Consider the following 18,294-nt stretch of genomic DNA (forward strand, 5'->3'; position numbering starts at 1 on the left):
TTATATGCTCATTATTAAGGGATCCGAATGGATTATAAAGATACCCTCCTCCTGCCGCAGACCGAGTTCCCGATGCGCGGAAACCTGGTCTCCAACGAACCTGCGCGTTATGCCGCATGGATCGCCAAAGACGTCTATGCCCGGATGAAAGCCAACCGTCAGGGCGCCCAAAGCTTTACGCTGCACGACGGTCCTCCCTACGCCAACGGCCACACCCACATCGGTCACGCGCTGAACAAAATTCTCAAAGACATCATCGTCAAATACCATTATTTCAACGGCAAGTCGGTCCGGTTCACCCCGGGTTGGGACTGCCACGGACTCCCGATCGAACAGCAGGTCGAGAAAAAACTGGGGGGAAAACAGAAAAAAGAGCTTCTCAGTACCGCCGAAGTGCGCCGTCTCTGCCGCGAGCATGCGAGCGAGTTCATCGACATCCAGCGCGAGGAGTTCAAAAAGCTCGGCGTCGTCGCCGACTGGGATAACCCTTACCTGACGATGGATTATAAATTCGAAGCCAACATTTACCGTACCCTGTGCTCGGTGGCGAAGAAAGGGCTGCTGATCGAGCGTTCCAAACCGGTTTACTGGAGCTGGGCGGAGCGCACGGCGCTGGCCGAAGCCGAAGTGGAGTACGAGGACAAAGAGGACTATTCGATCTACGTCGCGTTCGAACTCTCCGATGAAGCCAAAGTCCGCGTTGGAATCGAAGGCAGTGCCGCGATCGTTATCTGGACGACGACACCGTGGACGCTCCCGGCCAATACCGGTATTTCACTTAACCCCGATGAAATGTACGTCCGCACTTCCGATGGCTACATCGTCGCCGAAAAACGCTACGAAGCACTTCTGGAAGAGGGCGTTTTCACCGGAACGGTCGTTCAGAAGATCGAAGCAAAAAAATTCGAAAACCTGTATGCGATCAATCCGCTCAACGGGCGGGGATCGCACCTGGTTCTGGGCGAACACGTATTGATGGACAACGGTTCGGGATGCGTTCACACCGCGCCGGGACACGGGGAAGACGACTACCGTGTCGGGTTGCGCTACAACCTTGAAGTGGTGATGCCCGTCGATGAGACGGGATGCTACGATCAGACCGTCGTTCGCGAAAAGCTTCTTCCGAAGGCGGAAGAATTTGTCGGGATGCACATCTTTAAAGCGAACGAGCCGATCATCGAGCTTCTTGGCGATAAGGCGCTTAAAGTATCCAAATTTCGCCACTCCTATCCGCACTGCTGGCGTTCGCACACGCCGCTCATTTACCGTGCGACGAAGCAGTGGTTCATCAGTGTCGACGGAACGCCTGATGGCGAATCCAAATCGCTTCGCGAGATCGCCAAAGACGAAGTGGCCAAAACGGCGTTTTATCCCGAGAGTGGGCGCAACCGTCTGGGATCGATGGTCGAAAACCGCCCAGACTGGTGTATTTCCCGTCAGCGCGACTGGGGGGTTCCCATCGCGTTTTTTCGCGTCAAGGCCACCGGAGAGGTGATTCTGGACGAGAAAGTCCTCAACTTCATCGCGATGATTTTCGAAATGCACGGAACCGATGCGTGGTATTCGATGGAAATTGCCGAACTGCTTTATCCCGGATGCCCCTACAAGCCCGAAGAACTCGAAAAAGTGACCGACATCCTCGACGTCTGGTTCGATAGCGGATCGACCTGGAACGCGGTCCTGAAATCGCGCAACTACGACGCGGGGACCTATCCGGCAGACCTGTACATCGAAGGAAGCGACCAGCACCGCGGATGGTTCCAGAGTTCGCTCTTCCTGAGCGCGTCGGTCGAGCACATCGCCCCCTACAAAGCGCTTCTCACCCACGGGTTCACCGTCGATGAAAAGGGCGAGAAGATGTCCAAATCCAAAGGGAACGTCGTCGCTCCAGAATCGGTGCTCAAAGAGTATGGCAGTGAAATTCTCCGCCTCTGGGTTGCCATGAGCGACTATCAGGGAGATCTGAAAATTTCGGCCAACATCCTCAAACAGACGGCCGAGCAGTACCGCAAGCTGCGCAACACGTTCCGGATCATGCTCGCCAACCTCGACGGGCTGGAGCAGATCGTCCCCTACAGCGAAATGGGGGAGATCGACAAATGGATCGTTGCCAAAGCCAAGGAAGTATTCGACGAAACGCACCGTCTCTTCGGCGAATACAATTTCGTCCACGGGATGAGCGGCTTGAACTACTTCATTGTTAACGAACTCAGCGGCATCTACATCGACATCACCAAAGACCGGATGTACTGTGACGATGCTGATTCGCCCGAGCGCCGTTCATCGCAAAGCGCGATGGCGATCATCGCCCGTTCGATGCTGGGGTTGATCGCTCCGATCCTCACTTATACGGCCGATGAGATTTTTGAACACGCTCCTGCGGTAATCAAAGGCGGAGCCGCCGATATTTTCGATCTTGTTTACACGTCGATCGATCCGGTTGAAAGTACGTGGAACGAAGAGTACATGAAAGCGGTTCGTGAAGCGCTTAATGAGATCGTTGATACTCTCAAAAAAGAGAAAGTGATTAAAAATACCCTCGAACTGGTCGTTTCAAGTGCCGATCCGAAAGCCAAAAGCCTCAGAAAGAGCGATGCCGAAGAGTACCTGGTGATCTCCAAATGGTGCGCGTGCGTACTTGATGACGTCAAAGCGACTTTCGAGATCGACGGGGAACTTTACAACGTAGCGCTTGCGACGAAAGCCAAATGCCCCCGCTGCTGGAAATACCACAGCGAGAACGAAGAGACGCTTTGCCCCCGTTGCGCCAAGGTTGTTTCGGGCTGGATGGTCGCCGAATGATCGATGTGGCACAGCCGGTGCCGATGGCTTTTATCGCGGAAACGGTAGCGGTGATTTTCGCCGTCATCGGAGCGGGGATTTATATGGTGCAAAAAGCAAAACGAACAAAGGAAGGTGCATGATAACACTCAAAGAAGCGTTAAAGCTCTCCAAAGAAGAGGTTGCCAAGCTCAAAGAGGAACTGAAAGCGAAGATAGAAGCGAAGAGTGAACTCAACGCTTACATCGATGTCCTCAATGTCGGAGAGGGGATTCCGATCGCGATCAAAGACAACATCCAGGTCAAGGGATGGTCGATCACAAGCGGCTCGAATATCCTCAAAGGATACATCGCTCCGTACAACGCGACGGTGATCGAAAAAATGCTTGATGCGGGGCTCAGTCCGTTCGGGCGGACCAATATGGACGAATTCGCGATGGGATCAACAACCGAGAGCAGCTGCTATGGTAAAACCCTCAACCCTCTCAACCCCAGCCGCGTCCCCGGCGGAAGCTCGGGCGGATCGGCGGCGGCGGTTGCTGCGGGGTTGGCCGTGGCGGCATTGGGAAGCGATACGGGCGGATCGATCCGTCAGCCTGCCGCGTTCTGTGGAATCGTCGGGATGAAACCGACTTATGGGCGGGTAAGCCGATACGGTTTGGGAGCGTATGCGAGTTCTCTCGATCAGATCGGACCGATGACCCAGAATGTCGAAGACGCGGCAATCCTGTACGACATCATCCAAGGATATGATCCTAAAGATTCGACAAGCGCCGAACGCCAAGACGGTAAAGTCAGCGACAAACTTGATCCCGGCGTCAAACTGACGATCGCCATCGTCCCCGATTATGTCAAGGACGCATCCCAAGAAGTTCGCGATGCCTACGCCAAAGCGGTTGAAGCGTTGAAAAACGCCGGGCATACGATTGTCGAAAAATCTCTGATGGACCCGAAATACGACATATCGGCCTACTACATCACCGCTACCGCGGAAGCGACCACGAACCTTGCCCGCTACGACGGGATCCGTTACGGCAACCGGGTTGAGGGGGAAAACCTCAAAGATACGTTCCTCCAAACCCGCTCGAAAGGGTTCGGAACCGAAGTGCAACGGCGGATCATGCTCGGGAACTTCGTCCTCTCGTCGGGATACTACGATGCGTATTACGTCAAGGCGCAAAAAGTGCGGACTCTGATTCAAGAAGAGTATAATAAGCTTTTCGAAGAAGTCGATCTGATCCTTACTCCTGTAGCGCCCCGGACGGCGTACGAGTTCGGCGCTCTGAGCGATCCGCTCGAGATGTATCTGAGCGACATCTATACCATTTCGGTCAACCTTGCCGGGCTTCCGGCCATCTCGCTTCCGGTCGATACGGCTCCGGACGGGATGCCGGTCGGATTGCAGCTGATAGCCGCTCCGTATGCGGAGCAAACCCTGTTCAACGGGGCGCTGAGCCTCGAAACAAAGCTTAAAGGATAAACCATATGAATATTCGTAAACGTGCCCTCACATTTGAAGACGTGCTTCTCATCCCAAAATACTCCGAGGTTCTCCCGAAAGAGGTGAGTCTCAAAACGATGCTGACCCGTAACATCCCGTTGAACATTCCGATGGTATCCGCGGCGATGGATACGGTGACCGAATACCGTGCGGCGATTGCGATGGCGCATCTGGGGGGAATCGGGATCATCCACAAGAACATGGACATCGAAACGCAGGTCAAACAGGTCAAAAAAGTGAAAAAATCCGAAAGCGGGATTATCATCGATCCGATCTACGTTCTGCCGGACGCAACTCTCGCCGATGCGGAGCAGCTCATGAGCGAGTTTAAAATTTCGGGTGTTCCGGTTGTGGATGCCCATAACAAACTGCTCGGCATTTTGACCAACCGCGACATGCGTTTTGAAAAAGATCTCAAAAAACAGGCCCACATGGTGATGACGCCGATGCCTCTGGTCACCGCGAAAGCCGGAATCACCCTCGAAGAAGCCGAGCAGATCATGCACAAAAACAAGATCGAAAAGCTCCCCATCATCGATGACGAAGGGTGTCTCAAAGGGTTGATCACGATCAAGGATATCAAAAAACGGATCGAATACCCGCACGCCAACAAAGACGATTTCGGACGTCTTCGCGTCGGCGCCGCGATCGGCGTAGGTCAGATCGACCGCGCCCGCGCCCTGGTGGACGCGGGAGTGGACGTTCTCGTCCTCGACTCGGCACACGGCCATTCCAAAGGGATCATTGACACCGTCAAAGCGATTAAAAAAGAGATGGTCATCGACATCATCGCCGGCAACGTTGCGACGGCTGAAGCGACCGAAGCACTCATCGAAGCGGGTGTCGACGGCGTCAAAGTCGGTATCGGACCCGGTTCGATCTGTACGACCCGTATCGTTGCCGGTGTCGGCGTACCGCAGATTTCGGCGATTGATGAATGTGCGGGCGCGGCACGCAAACACGGCGTCCCCGTCATTGCCGACGGCGGTATCCGCTATTCGGGAGATATCGCCAAAGCGTTGGCGGTCGGCGCGAGCGCCATCATGGCCGGATCGCTTCTGGCCGGTACGGAGGAATCTCCGGGCGATACGATCATGTACCAGGGGCGCCAGTACAAAGCGTACCGCGGGATGGGGTCCATCGGTGCGATGACCAAAGGATCGACCGACCGTTATTTCCAGGAAGGGACCGCTGCCGACAAGCTCGTCCCCGAAGGGATCGAGGGGCGCGTACCTTATCGCGGGACGATCGCGGCCGTCGTCCACCAGATGATGGGCGGTCTGCGTTCGTCGATGGGATACTGCGGAAGCGAAAGCATTCCCGTCTTTTGGGAGAAAGCGGAATTCGTGGAGATCACCAGCGCGGGGCTGAAAGAGTCGCACGTCCATGACGTCATTATCACGCAGGAAGCGCCGAATTATCACGTATAAGTAAATCCTATCGGTTTGATGGTGATTAAACCGTTCGGGAAACATGGGAAAACAGACGGGTTGTGGATACAATTGCGCCAAACAACCCTCATAAAGGATGAATATGCAACTTCAAACCGATGCCATCCATGCCGGATACGACAAAGATACCCAAAGCACGATGGCCGTCCCCATTTACCAGACCACGGCTTACGAGTTCCGTGATGTTGAGCATGCGGCCAACCTGTTTGCTCTTAAAGAGCTCGGGAACATCTATACCCGTTTGAACAACCCGACGACCGACGTGTTCGAAAAACGTTTCGCCGCACTCGAAGGCGGGGCGGCGGGTCTGGCGACATCAAGCGGAATGGCGGCCATTTTTTACGCGATCGCCAATGCCGCCGAAGCCGGAGACAATATCGTCTGCGCCAGACAGCTCTACGGCGGAACCCTCACCCAGGCGGCCCACACCCTCAAACGGTTTGGAATCCAGGCACGGTTTTTCAACGTCCACAACCCAGAAGAGATCGAAGCACTCGTCGATGACAAAACCAAGGCGATCTTCTTTGAGACCCTTACCAACCCCAGCATCGATGTCGCCGACATCGGTGCGATTGCGGCCATTGCCAAAAAGCACGGCATCCTCACGATTGTCGACAATACCGTCGCGACCCCGGTACTGTGCCGTCCGCTGGAACACGGGGTGGATGTCGTCGTCCACAGTGCCAGCAAATACACGACGGGGCAGGGACTCGCGATCGGTGGGATCATGGTCGAACGGCACGGTCTTGCGGACCTGATCAAAGGAAACGCACGCTACCCGCAGTTCAACGAGAGCGACGAGAGCTATCACGGCCTCGTGTACGTCGACGTTCCTCTGCCGCTCTTTACGCTGCGAGCCCGGCTGTCGCTTTTGCGCGATCTGGGTGCAGTCGTATCGCCGTTTAATTCGTGGCTCTTTATCCAGGGGATCGAAACCCTTGCGCTGCGGATGCGGGAACACTCGCGCAACGCGCTGGCCGTCGCGGAATTTCTCGAAGCCCATCCGAAAGTGAAAAAAGTCAATTATCCGGGGCTGGCGAGCAACGCCAATTACGCCAATGCGCAGCGCTATTTCGAGGACGGTATGTCCAGCGGGTTGCTCAGTTTCGAGGTGGAGAGTTTCGAAGAGGCCAAAAAAATCGTCGACGCGACGAATCTTTTCTCCCTCGTCGTCAACATCGGCGATTCCAAATCGATTATCACCCATCCGGCCTCCACGACCCATCAGCAGCTTTCGAACGAAGAACTGATCGCCTGCGGCGTCCCTGCGGGACTTATCCGCCTCAGTATCGGTCTTGAAGACAGCCGGGATCTGATCAACGACCTCAAACAGGCGTTGGACGCGTAAAGGAAGTTATGTTAAACCTGCAGATTCACAGCGAGCATTTTACCAACCCTCTTTATCTGGAGAGCGGGAGGATTCTCGAACCTTACGACATCGTTTACGAGACGTACGGAGAATTGAACGACGCAAAAGACAATGTCGTTGTGATCTGCCATGCCCTCACCGGATCGCATCACGCGGCCGGTACGTACGAAGGGGACAACAAACCCGGGTGGTGGGACGGACTAATAGGCCCCGGCAAAGCGGTTGATACCGACCGTTTTTTCGTGATCTGCACCAACGTCATCGGCAGCTGTTTCGGCTCGACGGGCCCGATGTCGCTGCGCTACCCTTACAACGAACCCTACCGTTACAAATTCCCCGTCATCACGATCCTCGATATGGTCAAGGCGCAGCGGATTCTGTTCGACCGTCTGGGAATCCATGAGGTTCACGCGATCATCGGCGGATCGATGGGGGGGATGCAGGCGCTTGCGTTTGGCGTCTTTTTCCCCAATTTCGCCAAAAAGATCATTGCGATGGCGACAACCGCCGCGACCCAGCCCTGGGCGATCGCGTTTAACAAGGTCGCGCAGGAAGCGATTCTCAGGGATCCCGATTTCAAAAACGGTTATTACGATCCCGACACGGTCCGAGAAAACGGCCTCCCGGGGATGGCGATCGGTCGGATGGCGGGACATATCAGCTTTTTGTCGCATCAGTCGATGACCAAAAAATTCGGGCGTGAATACCGCCGTAACGACGGATTGTTCGAGCTGTTCGGGAAATTCCAGATCGAATCGTACCTGGAGTACAACGGGTATAATTTTACGAAATGGTTCGACCCGCTTTCGTATCTCTACATCACCAAGGCGATCAACATTTACGACCTCTCGCGGGGGTTTGATTCGATGGAACAGGCGTTATCGAAGATCAATGCGGAACTCTACCTGGTCAGCTTCGCCAAAGACCTGCTGTTCCTGCCCGACGAAATGGAAGCGATTTACACGGCGATGACGACGCAGGGGAAAACGAACGTCGATTATTACGCGGTCGAGAGCGATTACGGCCACGACGCGTTTCTGGTCGAGATCGATAAAATCGACACTTACGTCAGGGAGGCCCTATGAACGAAGAAGCCAGTTTCGAAACGAAGATCGCCAAAGCCAAAGAGATCCTCGAAAAGCTGATGGACCCCGCATTGCCGATGAACGAGAGCATCAAGGCATACGAAGAGGGGATGAAAGAACTTCAGTCGGCTCAGAAAATGCTCGAAGAAGCCGAATTACAGATCCAAATCATCAAGAACCAGGAGCAATGATGCGCTGTGCCCTTTTGCAACTCCCCTCGATCGGAATGGGGAGCAACAAACTAGAAAACTACGCGCGGGTAGCGCATCAAAAAGGGGTCAAGCTCGTTTTGATGGGAGAATATCTCCTGAACCCGTTTTTCAAAGAACTGGTCCAGACCCCCGTGTCGATGATTGCCGAACAAAGCGCCCACCAGATCGAGACCCTCAAAGCGCTGGCCGCCAGATACGAGCTTGTGTTTGTCGCCCCGATCGTCACCGTCAAGAAAAAAGAGTGCACCAAAACGATCGTCAAAGTAGGCCCCCGAAGCGTCACCTACTATCCTCAACAGTTTCTGATCAACTACCCGCACTGGAACGAGGAAAAATTTTACAACAACCCCGTCGAACCGGTCAAACCGCCCATGATTTTTGCCGTAGGCGGATTCAAATTCGCCGTTATGGGAGGATTCGAGACCCATTTCGATCCCCTTTGGGAAGCCGTCGAGACCAAAAACGTCGATGCCGTCCTCGTCCCCAGTGCCTCGACGTTCGAATCGCACAACCGCTGGCGCGAACTCCTGAAAATGCGGGCGTTTACCCATAACTGCTACATTCTCCGTGCCAACCGGGTCGGCGAATATTTTGACGAAAAACATGCCTGGAAGTTTTACGGCGATTCGATGGTCATCTCTCCCGAAGGGGAGATCGAAGCGGATCTGGGGAATACCGAAGAGCTGCTGATCGTCGATCTGGACCGCAAAGCGCTGAGTGAAGCGCGCAAAGGGTGGGGCTTTAAAGAAGCGCTCCGCAAACGAAACGCCCGCATCTGATTCCTGAGCCGACCGATACGAATTGGGAGGCTTTTAACGAAAACGATGCTAGAGTAAACGATCCTAACAGGAGGGAACGCGACATGATGCACTATTTCCATCGCCAGGTACAGCTCTGGGGCGAAGAGACGCAACGCAGCCTTCAGAACAAACGGATCGCCGTGATCGGAAGCGGAGGACTCGGTTCTTCGCTGGCGTTCGCGCTGGGGGCCTCGGGGATCGGCGAGATCCACATGATCGATTTCGATACCGTCAGTCTCCACAATATCCACCGTCAAATCGCTTTTAAAACGGGTGACGAAGGGAAAAACAAAGCCGAAGTGGCGTGTGCTCTCATCGAGTCGCGCTGTCCCTACGTCAAAGCGGTTCCCCACGCCTGCCGTTTCGAAGAGTTCGCGGAAAAAGGGATCGACGTCGATCTCATCGTCGATGCGACCGATAACCTTCCCACGCGGGGTATGATCAACACCTACGCCAAAGCCAAAGGGCTTCCGTGGGTTTACGGCTCGGTCGAAGCTTTTAACGGGCAGGTCTGTTTTTTCGACGAGGCCTCTTTCAACGAGCTGTTTAAAATCACCCAAAAGACCCCTGCGGGGATTGCGGCTCCGATCGTCATGCACATCGCATCGCTGCAGGCGAATCTGGCGCTGCGGTATCTTGCCGGGCTGAGCGTCAAAAAAGATTTTCTCTACTATCTGTTTTTTAATGAAGAAGGGGAGCTGGTAACGCAGAAATTCGCATTACCCAAGAGCCGATAAGGGAGCGATCTTTTCTATCGGTGTTCCCCTCGGCCTTTGAAAGGGTTCTGAACAATCAGAGCCCGGAGATATGATTCGCCAGAGCGTCGATTTGTCCGTCGTTCAGCCCTTTTGCCTGTCCCTGCATCAACGCCTTCATCTCTTTGCCGTAGGTACCGGCCTGATACCCTTTAAGCGCCTCTTTGACCTGCTGAGCGTTCCATCCCGCAATTACCTGCGATTTTCCCAGTGCCGATTTTTCCGCTTTGGTTCCGTGGCACGAAGCGCATTTCTGTCCGAACAGTGCGCCCCCGTCCGCGGCTGCGGACGCAGCGGCTTTTGCCGGAGCCGGTTCGGACGTTTTTACCGGCGCGACGGGTGCTTTGGGGGCGGGTTGTGCTGCTTTCGGCTCCGCTACCTTGGTTTCCGATGTTTTGGCCTCGGTTGTGGAAACGGCTGTAGGGGCAGAGGCTTGCGGTGCCGTGTCGACGGCAGAGGTCAGATTGGATTCGGAAACGTTGGTTTCGACGCTTGCATTGGTTTCGCTCGGGGTGACGGAGGCGTTGCTTTCGGTTTGGGCGGAATCACTGCATCCGATCAATAACAGCGAACAGGCGATGGCGGCGATGTATTTCATAACGAATCTCCTAACGGTAAAGTATTAGGATATTGTACGGTGTTTAGTTTGAATGAAGTTTAAAAAAGAGGAAAGGGATAAAATTTCGCACCGAAGTGCGAAATAAGCGAGTAAGTAAGAACTTACTGAGCAGCAGTAGCGTTAGCTTCTGTAGCGTTAGCTTCAGTAGCGTTAGCTTCTTCCATTACTGGTGCTTCTTCAGTAACGTTAGCTTCAACAGTAGCGTTTGCCTCTTCAACAGGGGCAGATTCGCTACATCCGATGAACATAGCAGCAAGCAACAAAGCAGAAAAGAATTTCAACATGGTAAGGCTCCTTAAAAATTTATGGCGGAAGTATATCACTACCTCCCCCATGCTTGTCAAGAGGTTTTGACAATTTTTTGAAATTTCTTTTTCAAACTCCCTGAAATAGGGCTTTTGAAGGCATCACATTTTTTTCAAAAAAAGGGTTTGACGGTTTAAAAGAGCAACATCCGGAGAGGTAAAAAAACGTTTTTTCGGCCCTTTTTTGGCTTTTGTTTACTTTTGATTATCTTTTCGATGGCATTTCAGAAAGGGTCAAGGGGAGGAATTTGTACCCCGAAGGGTACGAAGAGAATGGAATACTACCGCCCCGCAGGGTAGTAATCGAGGGCCAGGACAGACTGTTTTTCATCCCATCCGCCCCCGAGGGTTTTGTAAAGATTGGCCGTTGCGGTCAGGCCGTTTTGTTTGGCGATCAGGTAATTCTGGCGGGCGCTTAGCCACTGCTGCTGAACGATCAGCATTTCCGAATAGGAAATGCTGCCCACCTGATAACGCAGTTTGGCCTGCCGGAGCGCGCGCTCGATCGCTCCGGAACGTTTGTTCTGGTAGGCGATCTGTTCGGTTGCCTTGGCGTTTTGCCCGAGGGCGCTGTCGGTGTCGTTGAACGCGGTGACGACCGTTTTACGGTAAGCGGCAAGGGTGGCGTTGTATTCCGCTTCGGCGGTTTTGATCTCGCCCGCGATCCGTCCGGCACTCAAAAGCGGTACGGAAACCGAAGGGGCGATTTCCCAAAGCTTGGTGGGATTGGCGACGAAATCGCTCAGTTCGAGGCTCTGCACCCCCAGCATCCCCGTGAGTTTGAAGCTCGGAAAATAGGCCGCCTTGGCGATGCCGATCTGGGCATTGGAGGCGACGAGTTCCTGCTCTGCCGCCGCGACGTCAGGCCGCCGGGCGAGGAGGGTACTGGGAATCGCGGCGGGGACGGAGGGGAGCGTTATCGATTCCAGGGAGGCCGTCTGTACCTCCCGGGGATTGCGTCCGAGCAAAACGTTGAACACCGCTTCTTCGGCGATTTTCGCGGCTTCGAGCTGCGAGAGGGTCGCTTTGGCGCTTTCGTATTCCGATTCGGCCTGAAGGTAGCTGCTCTCGTCGATCACGCCGTGGCGGTATTTCAGCCCCGTCATTTCGTATAGTTCGCGGCTGACGGAGAGGTTTTCTTTCGCCAGGTCGATCTGGCTGCGGAGCGATGCGAGTTTGAAATACGACGCGGCGACGGCGGTGGCGACCGAGAGCCTGAGCGTCTCTTTGGCGTAAACGCTCGAGAGCAGAAGCGCACGCGCCGCTTCGTTGGCACGCCGGACTTTGCCGAAAAGGTCGATTTCGTAGCTGGCCAGCGAGAGTGACGCCGCGTAGGTCGAACTGACCCCCTCGCGCAGATTCGGGCCGGTAGCGTCGTAGACCCCTTTTCGGGTGAGCGAACCGTTGCCGTTGATTTGCGGGTAGAGGTACGATTTGGCCTGGTCGAATTTTCCCAGCAGTGCGTCGACGCGAGCCTGGGAAGAGTGCAGGTCGTAGTTGGCCCGCAGGGAGGTTTCGACCGCTTCGCTCAGTTTGGGATCGTTGAAGTTTTCCCACCACTGCGTCTGAACGGCGGCGGTGCCGTTCGTGTCGCGGAACGTTTGGGGAGCGGTCATGGAAGGTTTGACGTAATCGGGCCCGATGGTGCACCCTCCCAGCAGCAAAGCAAGCGCAAGCGAGCCGTAGGCGATGTGTTTATTCATGGGATACCCCTTTGCGCGCATTGAATTTTTCCTGTGCCGTTGCGACCCAGTAATAAAGGAACGGGATGAAGTAACGTTCGATAAACGTCGCGGCCATCATCCCGCCGAACATCGCCACCCCGATCGAAAAGCGTCCCGCAGCCCCGGCACCGGAGCTGAAGATGAGCGGAAGCATCCCGGCAAGGAAGGCAAACGACGTCATCATCATCGGACGGTAACGCAACCGTGCCGCCTCCATCGTGGCGTCGTAAATACTTTTGCCCAGTTGGCGCTGCTCTTCGGCGAATTCGACGACGAGAATCGCGTTTTTGGCCGAGAGGGCGATGAGGGTGAGCAGACCGATCTGGAAATAGACGTTGTTGTTCAGCCACGGGATGATCCATACCACCGCGTACGCACCCATGATCCCGTACGGTACGGCGAGCATGATCGAGATCGGCAGGGTCCAGCGCTCGTACAGCGCCGCGAGGATCAGGTAGACCATCACCAGCGCGAACGCCACGATGATGAAAGCTTTGGACCCGACCAGTTTTTCCTGCAGGTAGAGCCCTTCCCAGTCGTAGCTCGCGCTTGCGGGCAACACGGTGTCGGCTTTATGCTCGATCGTTTTGATAATGTCTCCCGAGCTGTATCCCGGCGAAGGGGAACCCATGATGGTCGTGCTGAGTACCCCGTTGAAGTGTTCGATCGACGAAGGGGCGCTCGACATTTTAACGGTGACGACGCTCGAGAGCGGCACGAGCATCCCGGTACTCGAGCGGACCCACGCGCGGCCGATGTCCTCGGGCGTCGCGCGGTAGGAACTGTCCGATTGCATCTGCACCCAGTAGGTTTTGCCGTTGCGGTCGAACTGGTTGACGTACATCGTTCCGATCGTCGCCTGCAGCGTTCCGAAGACGTCGTTGATTGAAAGTCCCAGCGATTTGGCTTTTTCCCGGTCGACTTCGACCGAAAGGGTAGGGGTGTTGACGTTCATTGTCGTAAAGGGCATTTTGATTCCCGGCTCGGCACGCAAAGATGCGACGAACTCGTTGGTCGCGGCGGCATGGCGGCTGACGTTGTTGTCCCCCGGCTGCAACAGGCGGAGGCTGAACATGTCCGACGAACCCATCCCGCGGATCGGCGGCGGCGGCATCGCGAACACCTTGGCCTCCTGGATGGCCCCCAGTTTCGGCCCAAGAGAGTTGAGGATCCCGAAGACCGAGAGCTCTTTGCCCGGACGCTCGTCCCACGATTTGAGACGGGTGAAGACGACCGCCGAGTTGGGTTCTTGCGAAAAGGTGAGGATGTTGAGCCCCGTGATCGCGGTGTATTTGTAGACCCCTTCTTGCTGTGCGAGGATCCCTTCGACCTGTTTGACCACTTCGAGGGTACGGTTGGCCGTCGCCCCTTCGGGGAGGTTGACGCTGGTGATGAAGTATCCCTGGTCTTCCATCGGCAAAAAGGCGGTCGGAAGGGTCTTGTGGAAATAGGCGATGAACCCGTACGTCGAGAGGTAAATCACCCCGAAAATCGCCGCTTTCCGGATCATGAACGCCGAACGGCGGACGTACCCTTCGGTCATGCGGCCGAAGGCGCGGTTGAACCAGCGGAAAAAGGCGGCGGGCTCTTTGTCATGGTATTTCAGGATCTGTGCGCCGATCGCGGGGGCGAACGTGAGGGCCATGAATCCCGAAAAGACGACCGAGATGGCGATGGTCGCGGCGAACTGTTTGTAGAGCTGTCCCGTCATACCGCCCAAAAAGGTCGCGGGGATGAAGACCGCACACATGACCAGAACGATCGCGATGACGGGTCCGGAGATTTGCATCATCGCCTTGATCGCCGCTTCGCGCGGGGATATTTTCTCGGTCTGGAGTATCCGCTCCATGTTCTCGACGACGACGATCGCGTCGTCGACGACGATCCCGATCGCGAGAACGAGTCCAAAGAGGGTAAGGGTGTTGATCGAGTACCCCAACAGGTACATTCCGATGAACGCTCCCGTCAGCGAGATCGGGATCGAGAGGATCGGGATCAGCGCGGCGCGGGTGCTTTGCAAAAAGAGGTAGATGACGAGGCTGACGAGGATGATCCCCTCGATCAGCGTTTTGACGACCTCGTCGATCGAAATCTGGACGAAATCGGTCGTGTTGTAGGGGATGTCGTACGTGATGCCGGCGGGGAATTTTTTGGCCAGCTGCTCCATTTTGGCCTCGACGGCGGCCGAGGTGTCGAGGGCGTTGGCGTTGACGTCGGCGAAAATCCCGATCATGGCCGCCGGTTTGCCGTTAACCCGTCCGAAAAACTCGTAGTTCTGCGCCCCGAGCTCGACGCGCGCGACGTCGCGCAGACGGATCATCGAACCGTCGTTTTTTGCCCGGACGATGATGTTGGCAAACTCTTCGGGGGTCGAGAAACGCCCTTTGGAGGTGAGTTGCATCGTCCACATCTGCTCCTCCGCCGTCGGAGACTGTCCCAGACGTCCCGGGGAGACCTGAAGATTCTGGTCGCGGATCGCGGCGGCGATTTCGGCGGCACTCACGCCCAGCGAGGCCATTTTGTCGGGATTGAGCCAGATACGCATCGCGTAGTCGCGCTGTCCGAAAATCTGGCTGCGTCCCGCGCCGGGGATTTTCTTGATTTCGTCGAGGAGATTGGAGGAGATGTAGTTACTGATCCGGGTCGAGTCGTAACTGCCGTCTGGCGAAGTGATCGCGACGATCAGTAGAATGTCCGATGTCCGTTTTTCGACGGTCACCCCAAGGTCGCGCGTCGTCTGGGGCAACTGCGCGAGGACCGAATTGATCCGGTTCTGGACGTCGACGGCGGCCATGTCCTGGTTGACGCCGATATTGAAGGTACACGTAATCGTTCCCGTTCCCGGCAATGCCGCGGCTTTGGAAGACATGTACATGAGCCCGTCCGCCCCCGCGATCTGGGATTCGAGGGGCGTGAGGATGTTGTTGGCGATCGTTTCGGCGTCGGCCCCGGGATATTTTGCGGTGACGACGACGGTCGGAGGGGTCAGGTTGGGCAGCTGCGAAATCGGGAGGCTTTTGATCGCCGCAAATCCCAGCAGCATGATGATGATCCCGATGACGATCGAAAGTACCGGCCGGTTGATAAAATATTTGGAAAACATGGTTATTTACCGTTCGGAATCACTTCCGCCCCCGGTTTGAGTTTGGGGAGGGCGTCGGCGGCGATTTTTTCATTCCCTTTGAGCCCCCCTTCGATCACGATGTTCTCCCCGATCCAGGCCCCGACGCTGACCGGACGGGGAGAGACGGTGTTGTTCGCTTCGACGACGTAGACGAATTTTCCTTTTTCACCGGTGAGGACCGTTTTTTGCGGGAGATAATGGGCGTCTTTCCATTCCATCCCTTTGACTTTGACTTTCACGAACTGGCCGGGGAGGAGTTTGTGGTCGCTGTTGTCGAGGACGGCACGGTAGAGGATGCTTCCCGTCGTCGAATCGACAAACGGGGCGACGAAATCGATGCTCCCTTTGCGCGAGAGGGTTGAGCCGTCGGCAAGGACGAGTTCGACTTCGTATTTACCGTCTTTGGGCGGGATCAGTTTGCCCGAGGCGATCGCGTTTTGGCGTGCGATCTTCTGGTTTTCGCTGAAGGTGAAGTTGACGTAGATGGGATCATTCTGGTACATCGTCGTCAGCAGCCCGTTCGCCCCCGCCGCGACGTAGGTGCCGACGTCTACTTTGCGTTTGTCGACGAAACCGCTGATGGGGGCCTTGACCGTGGTGTAGCTCAGATTCAGCCGCGCTTGTTCGAGGGAGGCTTTCGCGGCGGCTACGGCGGCGGCGGTATTGCGCTCGTTTGCGGTGGCGGTGTCGAGTTCCTGGCGGCTGGCGGCGTTGGCTTCGGCAAGAGGTTTGATCCGGTTCAGGACCGCTTTGGCGTTCGTATGGTTGGCGACCGCGAGATCGTAGGAGGCTTTGGCGCTCGCGAGCGCGTTTTTCAGATCGCTGGGATCAATGGTAAAGAGGGTCGTCCCCTGCGTCACGTATGCCCCTTCGTCGTAGTGGCGTTTGGCGAGGTAGCCGTTGACGCGGGCGTAGATCTGAACGGTATTGTACGCTTCGGTTTGTCCGGTCGCTTCGAGGACGGCGGGGAAATTGCCGGTTTTGACCTGTGTGGTGGTCACGGGGACGGGCCCCTGCGGGGGCTGCTGCATGCCGGCGGCTTTGGGGCGTTCGCACCCGCTGATGGCCAGGACGGCGGCCAGAGACAAGCTAACAAAGATCAGGCGTTTCATTCGGATTCCTTTGAGGGATAGTGGAGTAGGTGGCACATTTTTTTGAGGACGCGCAGCGTCGCGGCGAGTTCTTCGGGATCGAATTCGCGATGAATCGCTTCGTTGGCACGGTTGAGAATTTCCATCGTCGGTTTTTCGAGGGCGATTCCCTGGGGGGTGAGGGTGACGAGGTTGCAGCGCTTGTCGTTCTCATCGGTTGTGCGGGTGATGAGGGAACGTTTTTCAAGCCCCGCGATGAGGCGCGTGATGCTGGTTTTGTCTTTTCCCACGAAATCGGCGATCGCCTGCTGGGTCGAAACTTTCTCTTTCCACAGCACGACCATCACTTTAAACTGTTCGATTGTGATGTCGATCCCGTGCTCTTCGAGACGGCGGGTGAGATAGTTGCGAGCCGCGTGCGCCGCGTGGTTGGTGAGGCATCCGAGCGATTCGTCGATGGGGCATTCGCAGCGGTTCAATGCGTCCTCCTCGGGAATGTATTTAGTTGTATATGCAACTAATCGGACGAATTCTAGGACAAACGGGCAACAATGTCAAGAAAATTTGTGTTAACCGTATGAACGAATGCGCTATAATCCCCCCATTTTTATCGATAAAGGTTGAAACAACAATGCTCCGATTCGTCTTGCCGATTCTTTTAAGCCTCGTCTCATTGTGGGGTGCCGCCGCTCCGGCCAAAATCCCCGTACTGTGCTACCACCGTTTCGGTCCCGAAGTGGCCGATTCGATGACGATCAAAACGTCCGCGTTCGGCGAGCAGCTCGCATGGCTCAAACAAAACGGCTACACCGTCATCCCTCTGGATACGGCGATGCGACATGTCCGGGGGGAACGGGTAGCGCTTCCGAAAAAACCGGTCGTCATCACCGTCGACGACGGACATAAAAGCGTCTATTCGGAGATGGCACCGCTGGTCAAGCGGTATAAAGTTCCCGTAACCCTCTTCATCTACCCCAGCGCGATTTCCAACGCCAAATATGCGATGGGCTGGGAACAGCTCCTCGAACTTGAAAAGAGCAAACTGTTCCGCGTCGAATCGCACACCTATTGGCACCCCAATTTCAACCATGAGAAGAAGAAACTCTCTCCCGCCGAATACGATAAATTCGTCGACAAACAGCTTGCAGGGGCGAAGAAAAAGCTGGAGGAGAAGATGGGGCACGAGGTGAAATACCTCGCGTGGGTGTTCGGGATCTACGATGACGAACTGGAGAAAAAAGCCGCTGCGGCGGGATACGCCGCAGCGCTCACGATCGACCGCGCCCATGCCGCAGCGGGGAAAAAAATGACCTCCCAGCCCCGCTACATGATCGTGAGCAAACACGATCTCAAAGCGTTCGCACGTATGGTCGACGGTACCGAAGACCGGATGCCGCCGTCGAAAAAAGAGGCCATCGGATACTAAATTACAGCCGGGGGAAGGTATAATAACCCCCGTTATTTCATTATAAAGACC

Annotated in this window: 16 protein-coding genes; 10 read left to right on the forward strand and 6 right to left on the reverse strand. The window is 55.6% G+C overall.

From position 1 onward, the window contains the following. Positions 1-27 precede the first annotated feature (27 nt). The 9 genes from ileS (at position 28) to AB1763_06820 (ending at position 9,936) form a co-directional block, all read left to right on the forward strand. Entirely contained in the window at positions 28-2,802 is a 2,775-nt protein-coding gene (gene ileS / locus AB1763_06780; GenBank protein MEW5832519.1) for an isoleucine--tRNA ligase, read from the forward strand. Beyond that, positions 2,799-2,924, forward strand: a complete 126-nt coding sequence (locus AB1763_06785) for a hypothetical protein (GenBank protein ID MEW5832520.1) — start codon at positions 2,799-2,801, stop codon at positions 2,922-2,924. The genes ileS and AB1763_06785 overlap by 4 nt, the downstream gene beginning before the upstream one ends. Beyond that, positions 2,921-4,261, forward strand: a complete 1,341-nt coding sequence (gatA, locus tag AB1763_06790) for an Asp-tRNA(Asn)/Glu-tRNA(Gln) amidotransferase subunit GatA (protein MEW5832521.1) — start codon at positions 2,921-2,923, stop codon at positions 4,259-4,261. Before AB1763_06785 ends, gatA begins: the two co-directional genes overlap by 4 nt. A 5-nt stretch (positions 4,262-4,266) precedes the next feature. Beyond that, on the forward strand, positions 4,267-5,712 hold the full coding sequence (guaB, locus tag AB1763_06795; protein ID MEW5832522.1) for an IMP dehydrogenase: 1,446 nt from the start codon (positions 4,267-4,269) through the stop codon (positions 5,710-5,712). A gap of 103 nt (positions 5,713-5,815) precedes the next feature. After that, positions 5,816-7,081, forward strand: coding sequence for an O-acetylhomoserine aminocarboxypropyltransferase/cysteine synthase family protein (locus AB1763_06800; protein MEW5832523.1), 1,266 nt, complete (start codon positions 5,816-5,818; stop codon positions 7,079-7,081). 8 nt (positions 7,082-7,089) lie between these two features. Beyond that, a complete protein-coding gene (locus tag AB1763_06805) occupies positions 7,090-8,187 on the forward strand; it encodes a homoserine O-acetyltransferase (protein ID MEW5832524.1) in 1,098 nt (365 codons plus the stop codon). After that, entirely contained in the window at positions 8,184-8,378 is a 195-nt protein-coding gene (gene xseB, locus AB1763_06810; protein MEW5832525.1) for an exodeoxyribonuclease VII small subunit, read from the forward strand. The genes AB1763_06805 and xseB overlap by 4 nt, the downstream gene beginning before the upstream one ends. After that, on the forward strand, positions 8,378-9,178 hold the full coding sequence (locus AB1763_06815) for a carbon-nitrogen hydrolase family protein (protein ID MEW5832526.1): 801 nt from the start codon (positions 8,378-8,380) through the stop codon (positions 9,176-9,178). The genes xseB and AB1763_06815 overlap by 1 nt, the downstream gene beginning before the upstream one ends. A gap of 83 nt (positions 9,179-9,261) precedes the next feature. Next, entirely contained in the window at positions 9,262-9,936 is a 675-nt protein-coding gene (locus AB1763_06820) for a HesA/MoeB/ThiF family protein (GenBank protein ID MEW5832527.1), read from the forward strand. Positions 9,937-9,991: 55 nt separating this feature from the next. On the opposite strand, the gene AB1763_06825 is transcribed toward AB1763_06820, so the two are convergent. From AB1763_06825 to AB1763_06850, 6 genes are all read right to left on the reverse strand, one after another. Then, positions 9,992-10,552, reverse strand: coding sequence for a c-type cytochrome (locus AB1763_06825; GenBank protein ID MEW5832528.1), 561 nt, complete (start codon positions 10,550-10,552; stop codon positions 9,992-9,994). Positions 10,553-10,674: 122 nt separating this feature from the next. Next, entirely contained in the window at positions 10,675-10,857 is a 183-nt protein-coding gene (locus tag AB1763_06830) for a hypothetical protein (GenBank protein MEW5832529.1), read from the reverse strand. Between the two features lie 302 nt (positions 10,858-11,159). Continuing rightward, the gene (locus tag AB1763_06835; GenBank protein MEW5832530.1) at positions 11,160-12,581 is read right to left on the reverse strand and encodes an efflux transporter outer membrane subunit; all 1,422 of its coding nucleotides are present in this window, start codon (positions 12,579-12,581) and stop codon (positions 11,160-11,162) included. Further along, complete coding sequence (locus tag AB1763_06840; GenBank protein ID MEW5832531.1) at positions 12,574-15,705, reverse strand: multidrug efflux RND transporter permease subunit; 3,132 nt, start codon at positions 15,703-15,705, stop codon at positions 12,574-12,576. Before AB1763_06840 ends, AB1763_06835 begins: the two co-directional genes overlap by 8 nt. Positions 15,706-15,707: 2 nt before the next feature. Next, positions 15,708-16,838: an efflux RND transporter periplasmic adaptor subunit gene (locus AB1763_06845; GenBank protein ID MEW5832532.1), complete on the reverse strand. Its 1,131-nt coding sequence runs from the start codon at positions 16,836-16,838 to the stop codon at positions 15,708-15,710. Continuing rightward, positions 16,835-17,296 (reverse strand): MarR family transcriptional regulator, encoded by a 462-nt coding sequence (locus AB1763_06850; GenBank protein MEW5832533.1) that lies wholly within the window; start codon positions 17,294-17,296, stop codon positions 16,835-16,837. Before AB1763_06850 ends, AB1763_06845 begins: the two co-directional genes overlap by 4 nt. Positions 17,297-17,448: 152 nt before the next feature. On the opposite strand from AB1763_06850, the gene AB1763_06855 reads away from it, so the two are divergent. Next, complete coding sequence (locus AB1763_06855) at positions 17,449-18,243, forward strand: polysaccharide deacetylase family protein (GenBank protein ID MEW5832534.1); 795 nt, start codon at positions 17,449-17,451, stop codon at positions 18,241-18,243. Positions 18,244-18,294: the final 51 nt, after the last annotated feature.

This window comes from Campylobacterota bacterium (assembly GCA_040752835.1).
Classification (GTDB): Bacteria; Campylobacterota; Campylobacteria; order Campylobacterales; family Sulfurimonadaceae; genus Sulfuricurvum.

Excerpts from the sequence above, each read along its gene's own strand:
- ileS (MEW5832519.1), top strand. The coding sequence starts at position 28 with ATGGATTATAAAGATACCCTCCTCCTGCCGCAGACCGAGTTCCCGATG.
- AB1763_06785 (MEW5832520.1), top strand. The coding sequence starts at position 2,799 with ATGATCGATGTGGCACAGCCGGTGCCGATGGCTTTTATCGCGGAAACG.
- gatA (MEW5832521.1), top strand. The coding sequence starts at position 2,921 with ATGATAACACTCAAAGAAGCGTTAAAGCTCTCCAAAGAAGAGGTTGCC.
- guaB (MEW5832522.1), top strand. The coding sequence starts at position 4,267 with ATGAATATTCGTAAACGTGCCCTCACATTTGAAGACGTGCTTCTCATC.
- AB1763_06800 (MEW5832523.1), top strand. The coding sequence starts at position 5,816 with ATGCAACTTCAAACCGATGCCATCCATGCCGGATACGACAAAGATACC.
- AB1763_06805 (MEW5832524.1), top strand. The coding sequence starts at position 7,090 with ATGTTAAACCTGCAGATTCACAGCGAGCATTTTACCAACCCTCTTTAT.
- xseB (MEW5832525.1), top strand. The coding sequence starts at position 8,184 with ATGAACGAAGAAGCCAGTTTCGAAACGAAGATCGCCAAAGCCAAAGAG.
- AB1763_06815 (MEW5832526.1), top strand. The coding sequence starts at position 8,378 with ATGCGCTGTGCCCTTTTGCAACTCCCCTCGATCGGAATGGGGAGCAAC.
- AB1763_06820 (MEW5832527.1), top strand. The coding sequence starts at position 9,262 with ATGATGCACTATTTCCATCGCCAGGTACAGCTCTGGGGCGAAGAGACG.
- AB1763_06825 (MEW5832528.1), bottom strand. The coding sequence starts at position 10,552 with ATGAAATACATCGCCGCCATCGCCTGTTCGCTGTTATTGATCGGATGC.
- AB1763_06830 (MEW5832529.1), bottom strand. The coding sequence starts at position 10,857 with ATGTTGAAATTCTTTTCTGCTTTGTTGCTTGCTGCTATGTTCATCGGA.
- AB1763_06835 (MEW5832530.1), bottom strand. The coding sequence starts at position 12,581 with ATGAATAAACACATCGCCTACGGCTCGCTTGCGCTTGCTTTGCTGCTG.
- AB1763_06840 (MEW5832531.1), bottom strand. The coding sequence starts at position 15,705 with ATGTTTTCCAAATATTTTATCAACCGGCCGGTACTTTCGATCGTCATC.
- AB1763_06845 (MEW5832532.1), bottom strand. The coding sequence starts at position 16,838 with ATGAAACGCCTGATCTTTGTTAGCTTGTCTCTGGCCGCCGTCCTGGCC.
- AB1763_06855 (MEW5832534.1), top strand. The coding sequence starts at position 17,449 with ATGCTCCGATTCGTCTTGCCGATTCTTTTAAGCCTCGTCTCATTGTGG.